A 22,773-nucleotide genomic window follows, 5' to 3' on the forward strand; every position below is an offset into this window, starting at 1 on the left:
TTCAAGGGATGATTTTTCTGTAACATTGGTCATTTTTTAGTTTTCGATCTGGGTTCAACTATCTATTCACATAAAACAAAGCTCTCTAGTAACTTGCAAGCAAGAACATAGAGAGCAGTTAAATTCTTAAAAGAAGAGGATTTTATTGATATTAAGACAAACAGATATTACTAATTAAAAATTGATAACTTGAGTTAGTAAAGATGCATCCCAAAATATGGAGTTTTACTTAATTACGTTGCAGAAGTCGCCATGCTTGCGGAGTTGTACCGTTAACTCGTCGAAACAAGCGAATAAAATGCCCTGCATCTAAATAGCCTACTGTTTCAGCAATTTCCGCAACTGAGCGATCGCTTTCTAATAGTAACGTACGGGCGCGGGCGATTCGATGTTCTACAATCCAACGATTTACAGTTCTACCTGTTTCGCGTCTAACCAAATCGGTAAGATATGCCGGAGAAAGGTTAACAGCCTTTGCTACTTCATGCAAACTAATTGGGTTGCAGTATTGAGTTTCAATGAAACTAAAAACTTTTGTTAGTAAAGGCGATTTTTCCACAGGACGTTTTTTTAATTGAGGTTCTGCAAGTCTTGTCGTATCAATTAGTAACAAGATCAATAACGCTCGTGCTGCCTCTGTAAAACCTAAATATTTATTTTCTAGCTCCATTTTAAGCTGCTGAACTTGTGTTAACCAACGTTGGCGATTTTCTAAAGGAATATGTAAATGCTTAGATGAAAAATCTCGATCTTTAAATAAGGAAAGTAAAAACAATTCATTAGGTGGCATGAGAAATAAATCTGCATCGGTTCTTGCTGGATTCAAAGCATCAGCCCCAAAAGCAATAATCCATTTATTAGCATTGTCTAAACCACTTGGATCGTGAGTTTCACCAGGTGAAAGTGCAAATAAATCGCCAGCCTTTGCCCAAATTTGGCGATCGCCCATGCGATACCAACCTTCACCATCTTCCACAAAAAATAACTCAAAAAAATTGTGTGCGTGAGGACGTGATGATTGTTTAGCCTCCGTACCTTTAATGTGTAAAACAGACAAACGCGGAGTTTCAGGGCATGAAGAAGTAAGATTTAATATAGTAGGATTAAGAGCGATAGCTTTCTGCATAAAATCTCCATGAATGCAGTCACATTTACTTTCTACGCATTACAACCGTAACTTTACGGATTTTTAGCTAAATCTTTTATTAAGTTTGTCAATTTTTAAATATTGTGTAATAAAAAACACATATCATTTATGAAGATTGGCTGTCAATACATAGAAACTCAGGAAAATTATGTCGATCCGCAGTATATTTTGTGGCAATCGAAGCGCAGATTGAACGCGATCGCATATATCTAGTTTATTGAAAATGTGAGTAAAATAATGCTCTATAAATCCTCACTAAGATAGACTTTCTGAGCAATTTTTACCTTGATTTATTGGCTTTATGACATCAAGTTCTCATTTGCTCGCACAGTTAGCCAAGATGTAAGCCGCAAAAAACTTGAGAGCGATGGTAGATTCTACTCGACTAAAATTTTGGGAAACTAAGCCAATAGCTGCGGTAATTTGCTTTAAAAAAGAGAGTTTGAGCAAATTACCGCTTCCACATCTGTTAAATGTCTACTGAAGTAGGTAAACAATAAAGGATTAAATACTTTAAAAGTTGGCTCAAAATCTATTTTATGCTTCATATCTGGCTATGCGTAGAATTTCCTGAGATTTCCAGAGGTAAAGAGATAGTATCAATCTTCCCAATGTCAGTAATAACGCAACAGAGAAGGTGAGAGCAGTCAAACTGAGGGTTGCCAACTAACCTTAATGCTAAATCCAGATATTTTCTGTAATGACAAATACGCTTTTCTGCAATTACTTTAGCAATTGTAGGCAATTAGCTCCTAACAGCCATCAACAAGAAGGAGCAAATAAGTAGTCTTGAAACTAAATACATACCCTTATGTCTCCCCCTGTTATTGAAGTTGCATCCTTTCAGGATATTTTGAACGTTATTGACAGCAAAAAGGCTCAGTTCGCTCAAGCTTCCCTATTTCAATTTATGCAAGATAGTAGCATCTCGCCGCTACAGCGACTAGGATTTGCCCCCTGTATCGCCCATTTCATCATGAGTTTTGGGGATCTAAATAAATACGTATTTCGTGACGAATCTAGCACCGATCTAATTCAGAGTGCGATCGACAAGCATACCTATGAAGATGACCATCATTGGCATTGGTTTCTGCGCGACTTGCAGATATTGGGTTTTGACTGTTCTCAAAGCTTCGTAGATACCTTGCGATCGCTGTGGAGCAACGAAACTTGCATCACCAGACAATTATCCTATCGACTCTCTGCTTATACCCTAAATGCCGAGCCAATTGTTAAGCTGGCAGCCATTGAAGCAGTTGAAGCTACAGGCAATATTTTATTTGGCTACACTACCCAAGTTGCTCAAGAGTTAGAAAGCATCACCAAGCAGGAATATATTTACTTTGGCAAGTTTCATTTGGCTGTGGAAACAGGTCATGCTGTTAAAGATGACGATGCTGAGGTGCAACTGGGAGCTATTACCTTAAGTGCAGAGATGAAACAACAGGCATTGGATGTTGTCGAGCGTGTTTTTGACTTGTTCGCAGCTTGGTTAGATGAAATGTTGACCTATGCGAAGCTTCATCCCGTTCAAAATAGGCTTTTTCCTACTGCTAACTCAGAAATGAGCGCCATAAAACCTATATAAGTCAAAAGTTTTGAATCATAAATTTCATAGTTTGCAGACAAGCCCCAAGATTAGGAGGTAATTATGACATCAGGAATAATGCTCGCAGGCAAATGGATAACAAACAAGAATCAATCAAATTCCGAGGGTAAGTTTAACGAGACACCGACTACATTCCGCGATCGCGTGACTATTGATGGCAAAAGCGGGTTTAAAGCAGAAGCAGGACGCTATCATCTCTATGTCTCTTTAGCGTGTCCTTGGGCGCATCGTACCCTAATTATGCGCGAACTCAAAAGGCTGCAAGATGCAATCTCAGTTTCAATCGTTGCTCCGATTATGAGCGACAAGGGCTGGATGTTTGCTCCAGTAGAAGGAGCTAGCCCTGACTGGGTGAATCATGCTCAATATCTGCAAGAGATATATTTAAAAGCCGATCCCAAATATACAGGGCGAGTAACAGTTCCGGTATTGTGGGATAAGCAATCTTCAACCATCGTCAACAACGAATCTCGCGAAATTATGCGGATGTTTGATGTTGAGTTTGCTGCCTTAGCAACCCAGAAAATAGATTTATACCCGCAAGATTTACAACAGCAGATTGATGAAACGATTGAAGCGATTTATCTGCCAATTAACGTTGGTGTATATCGCGCTGGTTTTGCGACTTCGCAAGCAGCCTACGAGGAAGCGGTGACTGAACTATTCGAGCATTTAGAGCGATGGGAAACTGTTTTAGGCGAGCAGCACTACTTATGTGGCGATCGCCTCACCGAAGCTGATATTTGTATGTTTGTAACGCTATATCGTTTCGACTGCGTGTATTACAGTCATTTTAAGTGCAATTTGCGGCGAATTATCGATTATCCCCACCTTTGGAATTATCTCAAGCAGCTATACCAGAACCCACAGTTTAAAGCGACGTGCAATCTGGACTATATTAAGCGCAGCTATTACATGAGTATGACTGAGATTAATCCGACTCGAATTGTCCCGAAAGGTCCAGCTATCGATTTTGAAGAACGGAACTAGGAGCATCGCTGAGGTAAAATTCTTACTGTTATTGCCAAAAAAAGCGAACGAAGCGATCGCTCTATTAACAGACTCCAATTAATCCAAATCCTGCCCAATCGCGGGGTGAAGGCGTTTGTTTCATTGTTGTCAACATAGCTTGACGCGAAGCTTGCGCCTTATCAGTTTTTTTTGTGGAGATGGCAATAAAAATCAACCATTAACGCCGCCGTTGGCAAGTACATAAAGTAGGGTGCGTTGACTTGCAACGCACCCTACCCATTTACCACTATTTAAGAATTTATAGCTTATCGAGTGCAAAAGATTTTGAATTTATTAGATGCATTCCTGCTTTGGTAAATCTTTCAAAAGCTGCATCAGCTTGTTCTGTATAGTCTACAATTCCTGGCACAACTACAGGCGAAGTGCAATCTTCGAGGATGTGTATTTTACAAGCAAGACTTGAATCTATCTGCTGAATTTCTGTAAGTAAATCGTCAATTGTCCAAGCTACACAATGGCTTTTTGCTTGTCCGGCGATAATGACTTTATCAAATTCTAGCAGTTGACTAATTAAACGCGAGTTTTTTTGAGCGATCGCTCCACCTACACTATCCAATACTTCAGGGCGCAATACTGAGTAATTTTCCGTTAAGGGGTTATTACCCTTAATCTCAAATTGAGTTTGGCTGTCGCGTGCGATGCAATGAAAAAATACAGATTCTTCTACAGCAGAAACTAAAGCATGACCGATACCGCCCAGCATGGAATGATAAAACCAGACTGTCAATGGATATTTCCCATGTTGGCTTAATTGATTGACATAGTGCAAAGCGTGTTTTTGCAAAGTTTCGTAGTCTACTTTCAAACTAGCAGCAACAGCAGGATTAACTTGCCAAATTCCTTGTTCGATATCGCTAGGTGTGATATTAGTAGCTGCGGGAGTTGGGTGTTCGCCATCAGCATTTAGCCAAAATATTGGATGAAAAATCTGCATAGCAGTGTGCGTGTCTAATGTCGGCACAATCGCACTTATTACCCCTAAGTTGCGATAAATAAACTCACACAACCGTTTATTATCATCTACAGCACCATTTCCCGATTGTCCGCCGACAAATAATTCAAAGCCAGGAATACAAAAAGTATTTTGCACGTCTATCAGTAACAGACAAACGCGCTCTTTATCTTTAGACGCGGGTGAAATATTGTGTTTTTTTGCCCAATCTCTCGCTAAATCGGCAATTTCTTGATAAGGTACGCGCCAGACTTCACCTACTTTTTCTGCTTGGAAGTGGGGAGGAATTGTTAGCTGGGTTGTTGTTTGTGTATTCATAAGCTTGTTTTAAATATCTAAACCAATAACCGTTATTTCTGGCGGATGCTCTATAGTAAATTGGTATGTAAATTCTTGCTGTGCTTGAGGTGGAAGAGCGATCGCCCATTCTACCACGCCCATTTCCCCTATTTGAATTTGGGGATTGCTGCGGTTAAGGCGGATTTTAACCTGCTCGTTGCGACTAACTGGTAGTTGTTCTATTAATTTTAACTTTGCTTCTCGTTCTAGTAAATTTGTCACTTTTAGCCTGTAGGCATAAGTAATTCGGCGTTGATTGACTAACAACTTTTTATCTACCTGACGCTCGATTAAATCGCGCTCGATTTTTAAGCCTTCGTCTATACCTAGATTTAGCTCAAATTCTTGGTTAGGAGCAATATTTTCTAATTGCGTTGTGCCGACAAACATATTGTCACGGAAAATATTAGCTTTACCTGGTAGGATTGCACCTGTAGCGCTGTTAGTAACTTTTGCTTGCAAATAAGCAAAACTGACCAAACGCGGCATTGCAATATACTGAAGCTGACACGGGTAATTGTCGCTAAAAATAGTAATTTTGTGCGGTGCGCCGTCGCTGGGAATATTACTACCACCGCTAACTTGGAATGTAACTACACCACCCTCTCTAGATACTGCTGTTTCGACATTTTCCGCCTCGATTAATGCTCCTCCTGCTGGTGCTGCTGCCATCATCACCATTTCATCAAAATCATCTTCTGCTAGCGACGGTGTATCAGCAGACCTCCTAGCGCGTTTTCGGGTATTATATTGAGGCGATCGCACGTCAATATACCAAGGGTGAAGTTTAGGCGGTAGAGTTCCTAATCCTGGTTTTGCAGTAGAAAGCGTAAGGGCGACATTTTGCCAATCTTCGCCACTGCTTTGCTGTACTTCTGCTAAGTAGCTGAGATTAACCAAATTGCTGCGATTGACGCGCATATCATACAGGGGAATCCAACTTGCGCGATTGACGATATATGATACTTCTAATTCAAAATCTCCCTCACCTTGAGATTCTATACCCACAATGACGCTAAATCTTTCTTTGGGTTTGGGGTTATTTAGTTGCTGCAATTGCTTACGCAACGCGATTAACTGCTTATCTAATTCTAGGCGTTGTTCTTCTTGCTGGGCGATCGCATTTGATAATTGACTGTACTGTTGTCCGATAAAATTAAGTAATTGTGTAGTATCGTCTAAATTTACCGGATGTCGAGCAAGGCGTTCTACCGATTTCTCGCTGATACTTTGCACATAACTACGCTGCAATTGCGCGGCTTGTAATGTATCTTGAACGCTGCGTTTTTGGGTTTCTAATTGCTGCAATTGCTGCTCTAGATTAGCTACGCGCTCTTCTACAGGTTCTTTGGCATATAGGCGCTCTGTACTAACTCCTAGCAACTTAACAAGCATTGCTCCTTTACCGCTAGCTCGTACAGATTCAGTTTGAATGCTAGCAGGTAAAGTAAGTTCTAGTTCCTGTTCTTGTCCTGTTAGCGTCACCTTACCGCGCCGCGTTACTAAAGCGCGATCGGTGTAGACTGTAACAGCGTCAATTTGAGTATTTACAGTTGTACGTTTACCTGACGGTGGTGTTGCTGAATTCATGGGCTGTTTATTACTATTTAACACTCTCACTGGTAATAGGTAACTGTTAAGCATTATTACTGGGCGTTAAGTTATGTAGTAATCCTCACCTCTTCCCCCTAACAGATGGAACGCAAAATCTTTTACAGTGGGGAATGTAAATATAATTGCCTCAAAGACCTCATCCAAATTCACTTGGATTGAGATTTCAAGGGGAAACAAACAGACACTAAGAGCGAGAGTACCCCCAATATGCACCTGAGTGAAATCACCCATCCTAACCAATTACACGGTTTATCTATCCGCCAGTTGCAGCAAATTGCCAGTCAAATCCGCGAAAAGCATTTACAAACTGTAGCAACAAGCGGCGGGCATTTAGGTCCAGGTTTAGGTGTGGTGGAATTGACTCTAGCGCTTTACCAGACTTTGGATCTAGATTGCGATAAAGTTATTTGGGATGTGGGTCATCAAGCCTATCCCCATAAACTAATTACCGATCGCTATCACAACTTCAACACTTTACGGCAAAAAGACGGCGTTGCAGGCTATTTGAAGCGCTGCGAAAGCAAATTTGACCATTTTGGAGCCGGACACGCCTCTACAAGCATCTCAGCGGCTTTAGGTATGGCATTAGCGCGAGATATGAAGGGCGAAAAGTTTAAAGCTGTAGCTGTAATCGGCGATGGCGCTTTAACCGGAGGCATGGCATTAGAAGCAATTAATCATGCCGGACATTTGCCCAAAACTAATTTGCTGGTGGTGCTAAATGACAACGAAATGTCAATTTCACCCAATGTAGGGGCAATTTCTCGGCACTTAAATAAAATGCGCCTCAGTCCTCCAGTACAGTTTATTTCTGACAATATCAAAGAGCAAGTCAAGCAACTACCTTTTGTTGGCGATTCATTATCTCCAGAATTAGGACGCTTGAGAGAAGGCATGAAGCGCCTGGCAGTGCCGAAAGTAGGGGCTGTGTTTGAAGAACTCGGCTTTACCTATATTGGACCAGTGGACGGGCATAATTTAGAAGAATTGATTGCTACCTTCCAGCAGGCGCATCAGCACACGGGACCAGTGCTAGTCCACGTATCTACAATTAAGGGTAAAGGGTATGCGATCGCCGAACAAGACCAAGTAGGCTACCACGCCCAATCGCCTTTTAATTTAACTAGCGGTAAAGCCAACCCTTCTACTAAGCCTAAGCCCCCTGGATACTCCAAAGTATTCGCTCACGCCTTAGTTAAACTTGCCGAAAATAATCCCAAAATTATTGGGATTACAGCAGCAATGGCAACTGGTACGGGCTTAGATAAGTTGCAAGCCAAATTACCCAACCAGTACATAGATGTAGGTATAGCAGAACAACACGCCGTCACGTTAGCTGCGGGTTTAGCTTGTGAAGGAATGCGCCCAGTTGTAGCGATATATTCTACTTTCTTACAGCGCGGTTACGACCAAATAGTTCACGATGTATGCATCCAAAAACTACCAGTCTTTTTCTGCTTAGATAGAGCGGGAATTGTCGGCGCTGACGGTCCAACCCACCAAGGAATGTATGATATTTCCTATCTGCGTTGCTTGCCAAATATGGTATTGATGGCTCCTAAAGATGAAGCCGAATTGCAGCGAATGATCGTTACAGGTGTAAACTACACAGATGGACCGATCGCTATGCGCTATCCCAGAGGTAACGGCTACGGCGTACCGCTGATGGAAGAAGGCTGGGAACCATTACCAATAGGTAAAGCCGAAATTCTCCGTCACGGCGATGATATATTGCTGCTAGGTTATGGCTCGATGGTTTATCCCAGTATGCAAGTAGCTGAAATATTGAGCGAACACGGTATTCAAGCAACAGTAGTCAATGCTAGGTTTGCTAAACCGCTAGATACAGAGTTGATATTGCCATTAGCCAAACAAATAGGGCGCGTCGTGACGTTAGAAGAAGGCTGTCTAATTGGTGGCTTTGGTTCTGCTGTCGCTGAAGCGTTGTTAGATGCTGATGTAGTTGTACCTGTAAAGAGGATAGGCGTACCAGATATATTGGTAGATCATGCAGAGCCAGATGAATCTAAGGCTGATTTAGGTTTAACAACTCCGCAAATGGCTGAACAAATACTAAATGCGTTTTTCAGCAGACAGCCATCAGTCCTAAATTCGTAAGTAGTAAAGGGTGGGCATTGCTCACCCTTACACATAATTAGAAATTTTAATGTGCTAAGTAGCGATCGCTCTGTAAATTAGCAATCAAATCTCTTTCTCCCTTGTCTCCCAAATTTTCGCTAGCAGCACTCTTTAACTACTAGGGTTTAAGAGCGTTACGGAATGTATTAGCTGCTTCTAGCCGCGATGTTTGGGCAATCAATACACAACGAGCAAGTAAATCTATATCAAGAGTTGCTAGTTCAGCAATTTCGCTACAGGAAATCTTTTCATAGCCATCGCTCCGCAAGCGATAAAGACTAAATAGTCCATCTTGCCAAAACCACACTTCAGGGACACCAAGCGCTTGATATCGTTGCAGCTTTTTAGGACTACCACTTGTAAATACTACTTCAATTGCTAAGTCGGGAATTGGCTTTGATACTCCAAAGCAATATGATTCATCCGCCTGGGCTGAGACTTCCCCTTCTCGTTCTTGGGTCATGGAACCTGTAGGCTCAAATTCGATTGCCATCTCCAAACAAAACAATTCGAGCAGCATCCCAATGATTGTCTTAAAAAATTCGTGTTCGCGTCCTGGCATAAAAATTTCGATTTCGCCATCATAGTAGAACAGCTTGATACCTGGAGACTCGGCAAAACCAGCTTGAATTAGCTTGAATTGTTGCCAGGTAATACCCCCATAAATGAGGTGCTGTTCAAAGGAGGGCTGAACGACAAAGGGAGTTTGCGTCATTGCCTGTTCTGATAATCGCGCTGTACTGTATCCTCGATCTTAAGTTATCAGAACTACATTTGTAGAAATAAGCGATCGCTCTTGTCCTAGTAATATAAATGCAACGCCAGACAATGCATACAATTAGCAGGTGGTTGTGATGGAAAGATTGAAAATGGGGGCAGTACGAGAGTTTACAGTTCCAAGTGATTTTGATGCTCCTTTATATTGATCGCGGCTTGCGCGTGAGTAATTGGTGGCGGGTAATTGACTATGATAAACAGTGACAACAAATCGATCGCTTCTATCAACCTGCATTAGCATTGACAAATATTTTTATGCTGTCTCAAAATAATCAAGTTTATCCGGTAATTTGGTCGCAAGATGCTGTATGGCTCATCGATCAAACGCGCTTACCTAATGAATACTCCCTGGTAGAAATTCATCGCAGCGACGATATGGCACAAGCAATTAAAACTATGATCGTGCGTGGCGCACCTGCAATTGGCGTAGCTGCTGCTTATGGGATGTATTTGGGTGCTAGAGAAATTAAAACGTCAGATAAAGATAAATTTCTAGCACAGTTAGAAGAAGTAGCAGCTTTATTGCGTTCTACTCGTCCTACAGCGGTAAACTTATTTTGGGCGATCGCTAGGATGCTCCGAACTGCCTATGAAAGCATCGGTTCTGTAGAAGATATCAAACAAATATTGCTCAAAACCGCTCTGGAAATCAATGCAGAAGACTTGCAAACTTGTCAAGCGATCGGCAAGCATGGTTTAGCAGCGTTACCTAATATCAGCAAATTACGCCTCCTTACTCACTGTAACGCTGGAGCCTTAGCTACAGCAGGTTACGGTACAGCCTTGGGCGTAGTGCGCTCTGCCTGGAGTGCAGGGCGTTTGACCAGATTGTACGCTGATGAGACTCGCCCCCGCTTGCAAGGGGCAAAACTCACCGCTTGGGAGTGCGTGCAAGAAGGTATTCCAGTTACAGTCATCACTGATGGGATGGCGGCTCACTGTATGCAGCAAAAAATGATTGATGCTGTAGTAGTAGGAGCCGATCGCATTGCCGCAAATGGTGATACTGCTAATAAAATTGGTACGTATAGCCTAGCTATAGTAGCCAAAGCTCATAATATTCCCTTTTTCGTTGCTGCGCCTGTATCGACAATTGATTTTCAAATCGCAACGGGTGAAGAAATTCCCATTGAAGAACGCGATCCAGTAGAAATATATCAAGTAGGCGATACTATTCTCACCCCAGAAGGCGCAGAATTTTACAATCCAGCTTTTGATGTTACTCCAGCCGAATTAATTACAGCCATTATTACCGAACACGGTGCATTTGCGCCCAACCAGTTACACGCACAATTACACCAAAAACAAATGGTTTAACGTCAGCCAAATGCAAATTCGCTCCGAACAACCATCAGACTATCAAGCGGCTTCTGAAGTAATCTGGCAAGCATTTGGGCAAGATAATGAAGTTCGCTTGGTAGAAAAAATTCGTAAAAGCGATCGCTATATCCCCAATCTTTCCCTAGTTGCAGAGATTGACGGTGTAATTGTCGCTCACATTTTATTTAGCTATATAGACTTGGTTGGTGATGTGACTTATAAAGTCCTTAGTTTAGCGCCTCTAGCTGTGCGATCGCCCAACCGAAAGCAAGGTATTGGTAGCGCCTTAGTACAAGAGGGTTTAGCTAGAGCAAATGCCATGGGGGAAACTATAGCGATCGTTTTGGGACATCCTCAATTCTATAGTCGGTTTGGCTTTGAGCCATCGATTCGCTACGGTATTGAGTCGCCTTTTCCAGTACCAGATGATTTTTTTATGGTTAAGCCACTTACTGGCTATCAAAATAGCCATAAAGGAAAAGTTATTTACCCACCAGCTTTTGCAGAAGTCTAAAGCAGCTAGGGATACAACCTTATACCTGTATTCGAGTCAAATACAAATAATTGGTCTAAATCTAACGCTAAGGATATGCGATCGCCTGAATGCGCCTGTATATTTCTATCAGCCTGGACGTTTATTTGTACGCCTAAATCTGCAATTTCAGAACGAATTAATGTTTCTCTTCCCAATGGTTCTATCACATTGGCGATAACCTGTAGAGACGTTGTATACAACGTCTCTACATCATTGTCGGTTGTATTGATATACATATTTTCAGAACGAATCCCCAAATTGAACTTTTGTCCTTCTTGTGGTTGTAACTTCTCGCGCACAGCTATTGGACACTCTATATACTGTTCGCCAACTTGAAAACTTTTTGGGCGATAAGTTGCTGGCATAATATTCATTGCTGGATTGCCTAAAAACGTAGCAACCATCCGATTTGCAGGCTTGGCGTAAATGCTTCCAGGTGCGCCAATTTGTTGAATTCTGCCTCGCTCTAAAACTACAATGCGATCGCCTAATGTCATCGCCTCTGTTTGATCGTGGGTGACATATATAGTTGTAATTCCTAGCTTTTGATGCAATTGCTTGAGTTCTACCCGCGTATCGTCTCTTAACTGCGCGTCTAAATTTGACAAAGGCTCATCTAACAAAAATACTTGCGGTTGACGGGCGATCGCTCTACCTAATGCTACCCTTTGTTGTTGTCCCCCAGATAGTTGCTTGGGTTTGCGATCTAATAAATGCTCTAAAGCTAGACTTTGTGCTACTACTTGCACTCGTTCGCGAATTATTTTTGCTTCAACTTTACGCATCTGCAAGCCAAAGGCAATATTTTCGGCTACTGTCATGTGCGGGTACAAAGCATAATTTTGAAATACCATCGCCACATCTCTGTGTCTGGCGGGAATATTGTTAACTAAAACATCGCCTATATATAAATTTCCCTCAGTTGCAGATTCAAGTCCAGCGATTGTTCTTAATACTGTAGACTTACCACAACCAGAAGGTCCTACCAACACCCAAAATTGCCCGTCAGGAACCTCAAAACTAATATCTTCTATCGCAGAAACATTGTTAAATCTGCGTTTGATACCTTCAAGGCGCACGTTTGCCATTTTCTAACATCCTGGCTGCGATACTCTTAGGGTATAAATTTTACCGCTAAAGTCTTGATTGTGTAATGCGATCGCGCTTTTCAGCACAAGCCTTTTTTCCTATCAGTATGTATTAGCAGGCGACTCCATCCCCGTAAAATCTAAAATTATCCTCTACCCGCTTGACACTGCCAAAATTATGTATTACAAATGTAGTATAAACGGTTTCGTCCAATATCAATTATGAGGATTAATTACTTGTGGCGGGTAGCTCAAAGGTAGAGCGCCAATTTCGCCTGAAAAGGACGCAGAATCGAGGGTTATCGTTGAAAAATAATCTCCTTGATTCATAGGGATGCGGGTTCAATTCCTGCTCCGCTACACCAAAACCAAACTAACAAACTACTTGTGGCGGGTAGCTCAAATGGTAGAGCGCCAATTTTGCCTGAAAAGGACGCAGAATTGAGGGTTATCGCTGAAAATCGAATACCTTAATTCGCCGGAGATGCGGGTTCAATTCTCGCTCTGCTACACCAAAAACAAAACTACAACTATGACAAACTAACAAACACTTGTGGCGGATAGCTCAGTGGATAGAGCGCTAAAATATCCTTGTTCATAACTTGTCTGTAAAGACCGAAGAATTGAGGGTTATCGAATTCCAATCGAGAGGTCGCAGGTTCGAGTCCTGCTCCGCTACACCAAAACATCCAAATAATTAAAGACTTAGGTTTACTAAGTTAGCTATGTAGCAGGTGGCGAAATGGTAAACGCGCTAGTTAAAAGCCTTAGTTTGACATCTTGCCCATAAGGGACGCAGAATTGAGGGTTATCGGGAGCTAGTACCGTAAGGTTTGTAGGTTCAAGTCCTACTCTGCTACAAAAAAACTACTTATGGGGTGGGACTCTAAATATTGTTGAATAGGCAATATTTTAGAGAAAATTCCTTCTCTTGAAAAGCTCTGTGGAAGGAAACCTTCCCCACAGACTTTCCGCTGTTCATAACTTGCTTGCAAGAGCCGACGAATTGAGGATTATCGGATTATTAGGTTCGACTCCTAACCCGCCCCCCAAATTCCAACTGGTAACTGGTTACTGTTTATTTATGTGATGGGTAGCTCAGTGGTAGAGCGCTAATATCCTTATTCATTTCCTTGTCTGCAAAGACCGAAGAATTGAGGGTTATCGACTTATCAGCGAGAGGTCGCAGGTTCGATTCCTGCCTCATCACACAAAACAAGCTCAGGGGACGGGTAGCCAAGTGGTTTAAGGCGGCTGTCAAAAACCTTAGTTGTTTAGGCAATTCTAATTATAGAAATTAGCTGACTTGCCTGTAAAGGCTGAAAAGTTGAGGATTATCGCCAAAACAGTTATTCGGAGGTTCAAATCCTCCTCCGTTCCACCAAAACCATTTCTACTATATCTGGCGGTTAGCTCAAATAGCAGAGCAACCAGCAATCCTTAGTTAATAACTTGTCTATTCAAGACCGAAAATTGAGGATTACCGTTAACTGGGAGATTATGGGTGCAAATCCCATCCCGCCAGCCAACTATTTTTGCCTGCAAAGGCTGGACAAAGTTATGAATTACAACTTTTTTACTAAAAAACAGTCTGGAACTCCTCAAAATCAGCCTATTCCTGGACGCGACTCAGAGATGATTAAAGGGCTTTCCAGTGGATATATGTTTGATGGTGGTATTTGGAGTATGCTGCGCCGTTGCTTGCTTATTGGTACAGCGAAAAGCACCTACTATGCTGGTAAGCAAGAACTAACAGATGATTTTGTTAGCGTATTGCAAAATGCGATCGCCCAAAACCCCACCCGCGTGGCTGAAGAAATCGTGTATGCTAGCGATGGTCGCTCTATCAATAACAGCGCTCCTATCTTGGCTTTAGTCTTGCTATCTATGGGCGAAACCAAAGCAGCAAAACAAGCTTTTCAAGAAATATTTCCTACTGTCATCCGTACTGGTAGCCATTTCTACGAATGGTTGAGCTATACCAAATCTCTACGCGGCTTTGGTAAGGTAGTGCGGGAAGCTGGTAAAACATGGCTGTCGCGTGAAGATGTCAAAGGCTTGGCTTATCAGCTATTGAAGTACCAACAGCGCCAAGGCTTTACTCACCGAGATGCTTTGCGCCTATTTCACGTCAAGCCACCTACTGAAGAACACCGTCAGTTGTTTGAGTGGGTAGTCAAAGGCTGGTCAGAATTGCCTAGCGAAATTCCTACCCCTGTACTTACTCAAATTTGGTGGTACGAATGGCTAAAGCGCAACCCCGAACAAACTCATCGCGCTATTTCCCAAGGACATCTAACTCATGAAATGGCTGCGCCTGTAGGCAAAATGGACAAAGCTGCATGGCAATTGCTATTTGCGGAAATGCCTATTGGTGCAATGTTGCGTAATTTGGGTTCATTAACTGAATTAGGCGTACTGCGAACTGATGAACGCAATAACTTAAAGCGCATAGAAGATACTCTAAATAGTAAAGAGCGTCTCCGCAAGGGACGCATTCACCCTATCGATGTTCTCAAAGCGCTAAAAACCTATAGTTCTGGTGGAAAAACAGGGCGCAGCCAAAAAACTTGGCAACCCGTACCTCGAATTGTAGACATTCTAGAAAAGGCGTTAGAAATGTCTTTTGATGTCGTAGAACCTACAAAAAAAGTGTTTATGCACGCTGTAGACGTTTCTGGTTCGATGTCTTGGGGTGTGGTAAATTCTGTCGGCTTGAGTTGTTGCGAAATTGCGACAGCAATGGCGTTAGTAACAGCAAAAGCGGAGGAAAACTACGCAATTCGTGGTTTTTCTACTGAGTTCTGCGATTTGGGTATTACAGCTAAAGACTCGTTTAGTTCGGCTTTGAAGAAGGCTAGCAACCAAAACTTCGGCGGAACTGATGCTTCTGTCGCTTACGACTGGATGATTAAAAACAAGTTCAAAGCAGATGTAATTTGTTTTTGGACTGATTCAGAAAGTTGGGCGGGAAATAAGCATCCTAGCCAAGCGTTAGCGCAGTACCGTCAAAAAGTAAATCCAAATGTCAAAGCGGTTTATATTACCCTTGCGCCTTACCAATTAACTTTGGTAGACCCTCAAGATCCTTTATCTTGGGATATGGGCGGATTCGATCCTGGAATACCCCGCATTATCCAAATGCTGGCTAATGGTGACATTTAATTCCTTATAAATGTATCCCCCCATCGGTAAGGGGCGGCATTTTTGGGAAGAATCCTTCTTCCCAAAAGATACGAGAGATTGGGGGAGGAAGGATTCCACCCCCAACTCTCTCGCCTTCGCAATGCATTGCGCCCCTACGTTTGTACGGGTGTATGATATTGCGCCCCTAGGTTTATTCCTGTACTACCTCAAACAAATCTTCCATCAATACATCAAATGTTTGGGCTAGTTTTTGCAGAGAAGTAACGTCTACTGTCGCCAATCCAGGAGATTTTGCATAGTTTTTTACTGTAGTATATGCAATTCCCGATCGCTCAGATACTTCTTCGATCGTCCATCCTCTCTCAGACGCAAATTCCCTTATCCGCAACCTGACCAAGCCCATTGTTGACAAAAGCCCAATACTGGTCTTTAACATTTATAAAGTTTAAAAAGCGATCGCCCCCGTCTTGCAAACTAAAGCGATCGCCTTCACAAATCCCCCAGAAGGGGAGACACTTACTTATGATACCAACACTAGAGCCAGAAGCCAAGTATATTCATCCCTTAGCTCGATTCGTCACCAAAGAAGCGATCGCAAAAGTTCGCGCCCCAAATTTATGCAGGGGAAAATCAAGAAATTGATTATTTAAATCCCCGCTCCTTCAACTATAGGGATTAACTGGTCGCTAGTCACTGGTTACTGGTCACTGCTAAATGCGATCGCTAAATAAAAAGCTGTTTTGCGAGTAAATAAGCTACAATCATTAAGGATTCTTTACAGATAGATAATTTTGGTACGAACTCTGATAGAGAATTCTGAATCATATAGAACTTCAGTCCTTATTTTATGACGCTTCCCATTCGCAACGTCGCTATTATCGCTCACGTCGATCACGGTAAAACAACTCTCGTTGATGCTCTCTTGAGACAGTCTGGCATATTCCGTGAAGGGGAAGAAATCCCTGATTGTGTCATGGACTCCAACGCCCTAGAAAGAGAGCGGGGCATTACCATTCTTTCTAAAAATACTGCAGTTCACTACAAAGATACGCTAATTAATATTGTCGATACGCCTGGACACGCTGACTTTGGTGGTGAAGTCGAGCGCGTGTTAGGTATGGTAGACGGTTGTATCTTGATTGTAGATGCCAACGAAGGACCGATGCCGCAAACTCGGTTTGTATTGAAAAAAGCTTTAGAAAAGGGATTGCGCCCGATTGTCGTAGTTAATAAAATAGATAGACCGCAAGCAGACCCACACGGAGCAACTGACAAAGTATTAGATTTATTCTTGGAACTAGGCGCAGATGACGACCAGTGCGAGTTTCCCTACTTGTTTGCTTCGGGATTAGCTGGCTTTGCTAAAGACGAACTAGAACAAGAATCTGTGGATATGCAACCGCTGTTTAATGCGATATTGCACCACGTACCACCACCAGTAGGCGATATCAATAAACCGTTGCAGTTGCAGGTTACAACTCTAGATTATTCCGAATATCTAGGCAGAATTGTCATTGGCAAAATCCATAATGGGACAATTCGCACCGGACAGCAAGCAGCGTTGATGACTGAATCAGGCGCAATAGTCAAAGGCAAAATCAGTAAATTGATGGGCTTTGAAGGACTAAAGCGGATTGAAATGGAAGAAGCATCAGCAGGAAATATCGTTGCTGTGGCTGGATTTGCTGACGCGAATATTGGCGAAACCATTACTTGTCCCAACGAACCGCAAGCATTACCGCTAATTAAGGTAGACGAACCAACATTGCAGATGACGTTTTCTGTCAATGATTCGCCCTTTGCCGGACAAGAAGGTAAATTAGTAACATCAAGACAAGTACGCGATCGCTTGTTCCGCGAATTAGAGACAAACGTAGCTTTGCGCGTGGAAGAAACCGATTCTCCAGATAAGTTCCTCGTTTCTGGTAGAGGCGAACTGCACTTAGGCATCTTGATTGAAACCATGCGCCGTGAAGGTTACGAGTTTCAAGTATCCCAGCCGCAAGTAATTTACCGCGAAGTCAGCGGACAACCTTGCGAACCTTATGAGTGTTTGGTGTTAGACGTACCTGAAGAGGGTGTAGGTAGCTGCATCGAACGCCTAGGACAACGCAAAGGCGAAATGCAAGATATGCAAGTCGGCGGTAACGGACGCACCCAACTAGAATTTGTCATCCCCGCGCGTGGCTTAGTCGGGTTTAGAGGCGAATTTATGCGTCTAACTCGCGGCGACGGGATTATGAACCATAGTTTCTTAGATTATCGTCCAATTTCTGGAGATATCGAAGCGCGGCGCAACGGCGTATTAATTTCCTTTGAAGAAGGTGTTGCTACTTTCTACGCCATGAAGAATGCTGAGGATAGAGGCGTGTTCTTTATTCACCCCAGCACTAAAGTCTATAAAGGCATGATTGTCGGCGAACACAACCGCCCACAAGACTTAGAACTAAACGTCTGCAAAACCAAGCAGCTAACTAACCACCGCGCCTCTGGTGGCGATGAATTAGTTCAGTTACAAGCACCAATGGAAATGAGTCTAGAGCGGGCTTTGGAGTACATTGGACCAGAGGAGTTAGTGGAAGTAACGCCTAAGTCTATTCGCTTGCGGAAGGTGACTAAAAAGCTAGCGAAAAGATAAATCGTAAGATAACTTTGAGGGTGGGCAATGCCCGCCCTTTTGCTTAAAATAGTTGCAATTATTGAGATAAGGCAAAAATCTAGCTACTCTAGCACTACCATACCATCAGCGATCGCTCTGACAACGAACGGCGACCAAGGCTCCAAACGAATTTGACTTGGGGAATATTCTAATGAATATACGCGATCGCCTACTTTAAATAAGGGGCAATTTGTTATCAAAGCAACAATCTTTTCTACTAAATTTAGATTAATTTCTCTCCAAGCAGACGTAAGCCGCAGATCCAGCGATATTTTTAATACTTTTAAGTATTTTTTGACTTCCGAGCTAGTTTTTAGACCTGTGCGCCGAAAAACCATCCCTTGAGCGTCTTTAAATCTGATCCTAGTTTTATCTGAGTAGTTAGCTTTTCTTTGCGGGATGCGAGTACCCACCTTTGCTTGTGAAGCTATTGCTTCTACTTGCTGTGGTAAATAAAGGTCTAAGCTAATTTGGGCGATCGCAAAGCTATTAAGTGCGTTAATATTATCCATAGTACGGTAGTCCCCGTATGTTTATTTTTAAGTAGTTGAGGGATGAAGTTGTCAGCTTATAGTCCCTTGACTACTTAAAATAGTATAGCATAAAATATACAAGAACTATCTGTATACGTTAAATAGATGTCAAATTCTAACCCGAAAAGTCCAATTAAACGTATATACGAAGAAGAAATGGCAGCAGCACCTTTGTCAGTAAGGGTTAGGGCTGATTTTGATAAGTACGTGCGCTCGCTCCCGAATAGAACTGAGTGGTTGAGAAAAGCGATCGCTCGTCAAATAGAAGAAGATTTAAAAAACGCACAATAGATTAGTTCTATTTTTGAGCAGCTTTTGGGCATATTAAGGTCAAAGTGCAAACCTTTTTTTCTTAATATTGCTCATGTCTATCGCTAATCGCCTTGTCAATTGGCTAGAAACTCACTGGGTAATGCCTGCATATAGCGGCGGCGTATTAGCAGCGGTAGCCTTATGTTTTTTTGGTGCGGCAGTTAATACGATGGCAGGATGGCTGTATGCCATTAGTGGGTTGAGTTTTGCCATTTTAGGTATAGCAGCAATATTACCAAAGCGATCGCTTGCTGGGATATCAATCCAGCGTCAACCAATTCAAAGCGTAAGTGCAGGCGACGATTTAACTGTTGAACTAGCAATTACCAATCAAACAGCCACAACAAAAACATTATTGCAAGTACGAGATATATTGCCGTTTGTTTTAGGCAAGCCTGTAGAAACAGCGATAGAAGAAGTCGCACCGTACGATACTTATAAATGGGTTTACTATCATCCTACGCAAAATAGAGGCGTATATCGCTGGCAAACGTTGCAACTAAGAACAGCAGCACCTTTGGGCTTATTTTGGTGTCGGCGCGACTTAGAAATACCAGCAAAAGCAGTTGTTTATCCCACTGTACTTAACCTAACTCATTGCCCTTTAGTAGATGAAATGGGGCAAGAAGATAGCTTGCAAGTCTACAGTCAAAAACGCTTTCAAGCAGCCACAGCAGGCATTACCCGCAGCTTGCGCCCGTACCGAACGGGAGATCCTATTCGTTTGATTCATTGGCGTACTAGCGCTCGTTATGGCGAACTGAGAGTACGCGAACTAGAAGTAATTACAGGTGGCAAAGAAATATTTATCTGTTTAGATAGTTCTGCTACATGGCAAGCAGATAACTTTGAATCAGCAGTAATCGCGGCTGCTTCTTTGTATTTTTATGCAATTAGGCAGCAGTTAAATGTAAAGTTGTGGACAGCTAATACAGGATTAGTCCAAGGCGATCGCCTAGTATTAGAAACATTAGCAGCAATAGTAGATAGGGAAGAAATAGGCGATCGTCAATTGCCACAAAAGCCCATAATTTGGCTAACTGAAAAGCCCATAACCCTCAATACCTTACCTCTTGGTAGTCGTTGGCTGCTGTGGCAAAATCTTTCATCCTCTCCAACTCCAACAGTAATAAATCAACAATTACCAGGGCTATCAATTCAAACTGAAGAACCATTACAGCCACAGTTGCAAAAAACCCTAGTTTAAATAACTTAATCGAATCTATCCCCCTGTATTCGCTCTTGGCTCTATACATTCCTGCTAGACGTAGCACTGCTACGTCTCTACATCCCCTACTCGCTCTAAGGTAAAATGCAAACATAGCAACTTACCTCTAACAAACCCCTTTACTATGGATTCAACAGAAAATTCAAAACTATCGAGCGATAAAAATCTAGAGGCGATGTGGCAGTTTTCCCAAACTTACGCCAAGCGTACTGGAACTTACTTCTGTGCTGAACCTTCGGTAACTGCTGTGGTAATTGAAGGACTTGCCAAACATAAAGATGACTTAGGCGCACCTCTATGTCCGTGTCGCCATTATGAAGACAAAGAAGCAGAAGTACACGCCACTTTCTGGAATTGTCCTTGCGTACCTATGCGCGAACGTAAAGAATGCCACTGTATGCTGTTTCTCACACCAGACAATGATTTTGCTGGGGAAAAACAAGACATCGGCTTAGATGAAATCAAAACTGTCAGAGAAACTATGGCATGAGCGAGTTCGTAGTGCCAGACGAATTTTGGCAGGGTGTAGAACAGTTTAACCAAGAGCAGTTCTACGCCTGCCACGATACTCTAGAGGCTATATGGATGGAAGCTCCTCAGCCTCAAAAAACCTTTTATCAAGCAGTTTTACAAATTGCTGTAGCTTTATACCATTTAGAAAATTCCAACTTGCGCGGCGCAGTAATTTTGTTAGGAGAAGGAATTAACAAACTTAGGAACTACCCAGCAAGTTATTTAGGTATAGATGTAGATGAGCTATTAATTGCTGGAGCTACGTTACTTTCTATCCTGCAACAGAAAGATACACTTGCAGAAATTAACATTGAATCTTTGCATCTACCTAAGATAGCTTTATCTATGCAAGCGGAAAATAGCTAATAACTCTTGCTCTTGAAACTTTAAGCCCATACAATCCGTCCATTAATGTAAAACAACTATAGCGATGCAGTTAAACTAGCTAGCGTTGCAAATATCTAAATCGATCGTGTCGTGCTTTACCTTATGAAGTCCTCTTATTTATCAATTAGTACCTGGATGCGCCGCTTAAGCAGTATTTTAATTATCCCAGTAGCCGCCAGCGCGATCGCATTTACTCAACCCAAGCAAATCCAAAGTCAACCAGCAAATGACGGACGCGCCTTAACTGTACGCGCTCAAGTTCAAGAAGCCAATTCTCAAACAGGCGTAATTACTGCACGCGGTAATGTAGAAATGTTCTACCCCGCCAGACAAATTCAAGCAACCGCCGCCCAAGCACAATACTTTAGCCGCGAACGGAGAATTGTGTTAAGCGGCAACGTCTATATATTGCAGCAAGGCAACAGCATTCAAGGGGAAACCGTTACTTATCTGATTGACGAAGGCAGATTTATTGCTACACCCAAAGCCAACGGACAAGTAGAATCAATCTATCTAGTTAACGATCCTAATCCCACAACTACGCCACAAGCAGCGCCAACAACACCTCAGTTTAAGCCTAATTCCACCCCGCAAAAGTCCGTTAGATAGTGAAAATTATCTTAGAGAACATCCACAAATCATACGGCAAACGCGCGATCGTCAATCGCGTCAATTTGTCAGTATCTCAAGGGGAAGTTGTCGGATTGCTAGGTCCTAATGGTGCAGGCAAAACCACAACATTCTACATTGCCACAGGGTTAGAAAAGCCCAATCAAGGTAAAGTCTGGCTCAACGACCGAGATATAACCGATGTACCAATTCACAAACGAGCGCAGCTAGGAATCGGGTATTTAGCTCAAGAAGCAAGTATTTTTCGGCAACTAAGCGTAGCAGAAAATATTTTGCTAGTGCTAGAGCAAACCCACGTACCCCGCCGAGAATGGCAAGGACGATTAAATAACCTCCTGCGCGAGTTTCGCTTAGAGAAAGTAGCCAATACCAAAGGAATAGAAGTTTCAGGCGGCGAAAGACGGCGTACGGAACTAGCAAGAGCTTTAGCCGCAGGTACAGAAGGACCAAAGTTTTTGCTCTTAGACGAACCATTTGCAGGAGTCGATCCAATTGCTGTAGCTGAGATTCAGGCAATGGTAGAGAAATTACGCGATCGCCAAATCGGTATATTAATCACAGATCACAACGTCCGAGAGACGCTAGCTATCACCGATAGAGCCTACATTATGAGAGAAGGACAAATCCTCGCCTTCGGTAACGCCGAAGAACTATACAGCAATCCTCTAGTACGTCAGTATTACTTAGGCGACAACTTCCAAGTCTAAAAACATAAGTAAATCAAATCTCCCCTGTCTTATCTGCGTCTATCTGCATGGCAGGTGCTACAAGTCGGCAAAGCCGCTTTGAGCGTACTGCCTCGTCCATCTGCG

General features: G+C 42.5%; 20 protein-coding genes and 5 tRNA genes. 18 read left to right on the forward strand and 7 right to left on the reverse strand.

Annotated elements, in window-relative coordinates; genetic code table 11:
- Window positions 1-229: 229 nt before the first annotated feature.
- Complete coding sequence (locus UH38_RS24615; RefSeq protein WP_052672231.1) at window positions 230-1,126, reverse strand: AraC family transcriptional regulator; 897 nt, start codon at window positions 1,124-1,126, stop codon at window positions 230-232.
- An 832-nt stretch (window positions 1,127-1,958) separates the two neighbouring features.
- Here UH38_RS24615 and UH38_RS28420 point away from each other — a divergent pair.
- Window positions 1,959-2,735, forward strand: a complete 777-nt coding sequence (locus UH38_RS28420; RefSeq protein WP_045053103.1) for a hypothetical protein — start codon at window positions 1,959-1,961, stop codon at window positions 2,733-2,735.
- A 63-nt stretch (window positions 2,736-2,798) separates the two neighbouring features.
- On the forward strand, window positions 2,799-3,746 hold the full coding sequence (locus UH38_RS02775) for a glutathione S-transferase family protein (protein ID WP_045053104.1): 948 nt from the start codon (window positions 2,799-2,801) through the stop codon (window positions 3,744-3,746).
- A 280-nt stretch (window positions 3,747-4,026) separates the two neighbouring features.
- Here the strand turns inward: UH38_RS02775 and UH38_RS02780 are convergent, their stop codons facing one another.
- A complete protein-coding gene (locus UH38_RS02780) occupies window positions 4,027-5,058 on the reverse strand; it encodes a cysteine hydrolase family protein (protein WP_045053105.1) in 1,032 nt (343 codons plus the stop codon).
- A gap of 9 nt (window positions 5,059-5,067) precedes the next feature.
- Window positions 5,068-6,669, reverse strand: a complete 1,602-nt coding sequence (locus tag UH38_RS02785; RefSeq protein ID WP_045053106.1) for a mucoidy inhibitor MuiA family protein — start codon at window positions 6,667-6,669, stop codon at window positions 5,068-5,070.
- 231 nt (window positions 6,670-6,900) lie between these two features.
- Between UH38_RS02785 and dxs the strand changes: the two genes are divergently transcribed.
- Window positions 6,901-8,811 carry a 1-deoxy-D-xylulose-5-phosphate synthase gene (dxs, locus tag UH38_RS02790; RefSeq protein WP_045053107.1) on the forward strand — a complete coding sequence of 637 codons (1,911 nt, stop codon included), beginning with the start codon at window positions 6,901-6,903 and terminating at the stop codon, window positions 8,809-8,811.
- Window positions 8,812-8,950: 139 nt separating this feature from the next.
- Here dxs and UH38_RS02795 read toward each other — a convergent pair whose 3' ends face one another.
- The gene (locus UH38_RS02795; RefSeq protein ID WP_045053108.1) at window positions 8,951-9,547 is read right to left on the reverse strand and encodes a Uma2 family endonuclease; all 597 of its coding nucleotides are present in this window, start codon (window positions 9,545-9,547) and stop codon (window positions 8,951-8,953) included.
- A gap of 317 nt (window positions 9,548-9,864) precedes the next feature.
- On the opposite strand from UH38_RS02795, the gene mtnA reads away from it, so the two are divergent.
- Together mtnA and UH38_RS02805 are read left to right on the forward strand one after the other, a co-directional pair.
- Window positions 9,865-10,926: an S-methyl-5-thioribose-1-phosphate isomerase gene (mtnA, locus tag UH38_RS02800; RefSeq protein WP_045053109.1), complete on the forward strand. Its 1,062-nt coding sequence runs from the start codon at window positions 9,865-9,867 to the stop codon at window positions 10,924-10,926.
- A gap of 10 nt (window positions 10,927-10,936) precedes the next feature.
- A complete protein-coding gene (locus UH38_RS02805) occupies window positions 10,937-11,443 on the forward strand; it encodes a GNAT family N-acetyltransferase (protein WP_045053110.1) in 507 nt (168 codons plus the stop codon).
- 5 nt (window positions 11,444-11,448) lie between these two features.
- Here the strand turns inward: UH38_RS02805 and UH38_RS02810 are convergent, their stop codons facing one another.
- Entirely contained in the window at window positions 11,449-12,552 is a 1,104-nt protein-coding gene (locus tag UH38_RS02810) for an ABC transporter ATP-binding protein (RefSeq protein WP_045053111.1), read from the reverse strand.
- Between the two features lie 239 nt (window positions 12,553-12,791).
- Here UH38_RS02810 and UH38_RS26540 point away from each other — a divergent pair.
- The 6 genes from UH38_RS26540 to UH38_RS02815 all read left to right on the forward strand — a co-directional run bounded on the left by UH38_RS26540 (window position 12,792) and on the right by UH38_RS02815 (window position 15,717).
- Window positions 12,792-12,917, forward strand: a tRNA-OTHER gene (locus UH38_RS26540).
- Between the two features lie 188 nt (window positions 12,918-13,105).
- Window positions 13,106-13,235, forward strand: a tRNA-OTHER gene (locus tag UH38_RS26545).
- 44 nt (window positions 13,236-13,279) lie between these two features.
- Window positions 13,280-13,413: transfer RNA gene (locus UH38_RS26550), tRNA-OTHER, on the forward strand.
- A gap of 226 nt (window positions 13,414-13,639) precedes the next feature.
- Window positions 13,640-13,762: transfer RNA gene (locus tag UH38_RS26555), tRNA-OTHER, on the forward strand.
- Between the two features lie 193 nt (window positions 13,763-13,955).
- Window positions 13,956-14,080: transfer RNA gene (locus tag UH38_RS26560), tRNA-OTHER, on the forward strand.
- A 32-nt stretch (window positions 14,081-14,112) separates the two neighbouring features.
- Window positions 14,113-15,717, forward strand: coding sequence for a TROVE domain-containing protein (locus UH38_RS02815; protein ID WP_045053112.1), 1,605 nt, complete (start codon window positions 14,113-14,115; stop codon window positions 15,715-15,717).
- Window positions 15,718-15,889: 172 nt separating this feature from the next.
- Here UH38_RS02815 and UH38_RS02820 read toward each other — a convergent pair whose 3' ends face one another.
- Window positions 15,890-16,102, reverse strand: a complete 213-nt coding sequence (locus tag UH38_RS02820; protein ID WP_045053318.1) for a helix-turn-helix domain-containing protein — start codon at window positions 16,100-16,102, stop codon at window positions 15,890-15,892.
- Window positions 16,103-16,546: 444 nt separating this feature from the next.
- On the opposite strand from UH38_RS02820, the gene typA reads away from it, so the two are divergent.
- On the forward strand, window positions 16,547-18,337 hold the full coding sequence (typA, locus tag UH38_RS02825) for a translational GTPase TypA (RefSeq protein ID WP_045053113.1): 1,791 nt from the start codon (window positions 16,547-16,549) through the stop codon (window positions 18,335-18,337).
- 83 nt (window positions 18,338-18,420) lie between these two features.
- Here the strand turns inward: typA and UH38_RS02830 are convergent, their stop codons facing one another.
- Window positions 18,421-18,870 (reverse strand): hypothetical protein, encoded by a 450-nt coding sequence (locus UH38_RS02830; RefSeq protein WP_045053114.1) that lies wholly within the window; start codon window positions 18,868-18,870, stop codon window positions 18,421-18,423.
- A 126-nt stretch (window positions 18,871-18,996) separates the two neighbouring features.
- Here UH38_RS02830 and UH38_RS02835 point away from each other — a divergent pair, with 126 nt between their 5' ends.
- The 6 genes from UH38_RS02835 (at window position 18,997) to lptB (ending at window position 22,668) form a co-directional block, all read left to right on the forward strand.
- The gene (locus tag UH38_RS02835) at window positions 18,997-19,182 is read left to right on the forward strand and encodes a hypothetical protein (protein WP_045053115.1); all 186 of its coding nucleotides are present in this window, start codon (window positions 18,997-18,999) and stop codon (window positions 19,180-19,182) included.
- Window positions 19,183-19,255: 73 nt separating this feature from the next.
- Window positions 19,256-20,410 (forward strand): DUF58 domain-containing protein, encoded by a 1,155-nt coding sequence (locus UH38_RS02840; protein WP_045053116.1) that lies wholly within the window; start codon window positions 19,256-19,258, stop codon window positions 20,408-20,410.
- A gap of 145 nt (window positions 20,411-20,555) precedes the next feature.
- Complete coding sequence (locus UH38_RS02845; protein WP_045053117.1) at window positions 20,556-20,921, forward strand: ferredoxin thioredoxin reductase catalytic beta subunit; 366 nt, start codon at window positions 20,556-20,558, stop codon at window positions 20,919-20,921.
- Complete coding sequence (locus UH38_RS02850) at window positions 20,918-21,310, forward strand: DUF309 domain-containing protein (protein ID WP_045053118.1); 393 nt, start codon at window positions 20,918-20,920, stop codon at window positions 21,308-21,310. The genes UH38_RS02845 and UH38_RS02850 overlap by 4 nt, the downstream gene beginning before the upstream one ends.
- Window positions 21,311-21,433: 123 nt before the next feature.
- Entirely contained in the window at window positions 21,434-21,940 is a 507-nt protein-coding gene (locus UH38_RS02855; RefSeq protein WP_045053119.1) for an LptA/OstA family protein, read from the forward strand.
- Window positions 21,940-22,668 (forward strand): LPS export ABC transporter ATP-binding protein, encoded by a 729-nt coding sequence (gene lptB, locus UH38_RS02860; RefSeq protein ID WP_045053120.1) that lies wholly within the window; start codon window positions 21,940-21,942, stop codon window positions 22,666-22,668. The genes UH38_RS02855 and lptB overlap by 1 nt, the downstream gene beginning before the upstream one ends.
- The last annotated feature ends 105 nt before the right edge of the window (window positions 22,669-22,773 follow it).

It is taken from the genome of Aliterella atlantica CENA595, from assembly GCF_000952155.1.
In the GTDB taxonomy this organism is placed as follows: domain Bacteria; phylum Cyanobacteriota; class Cyanobacteriia; order Cyanobacteriales; family Chroococcidiopsidaceae; genus Aliterella; species Aliterella atlantica.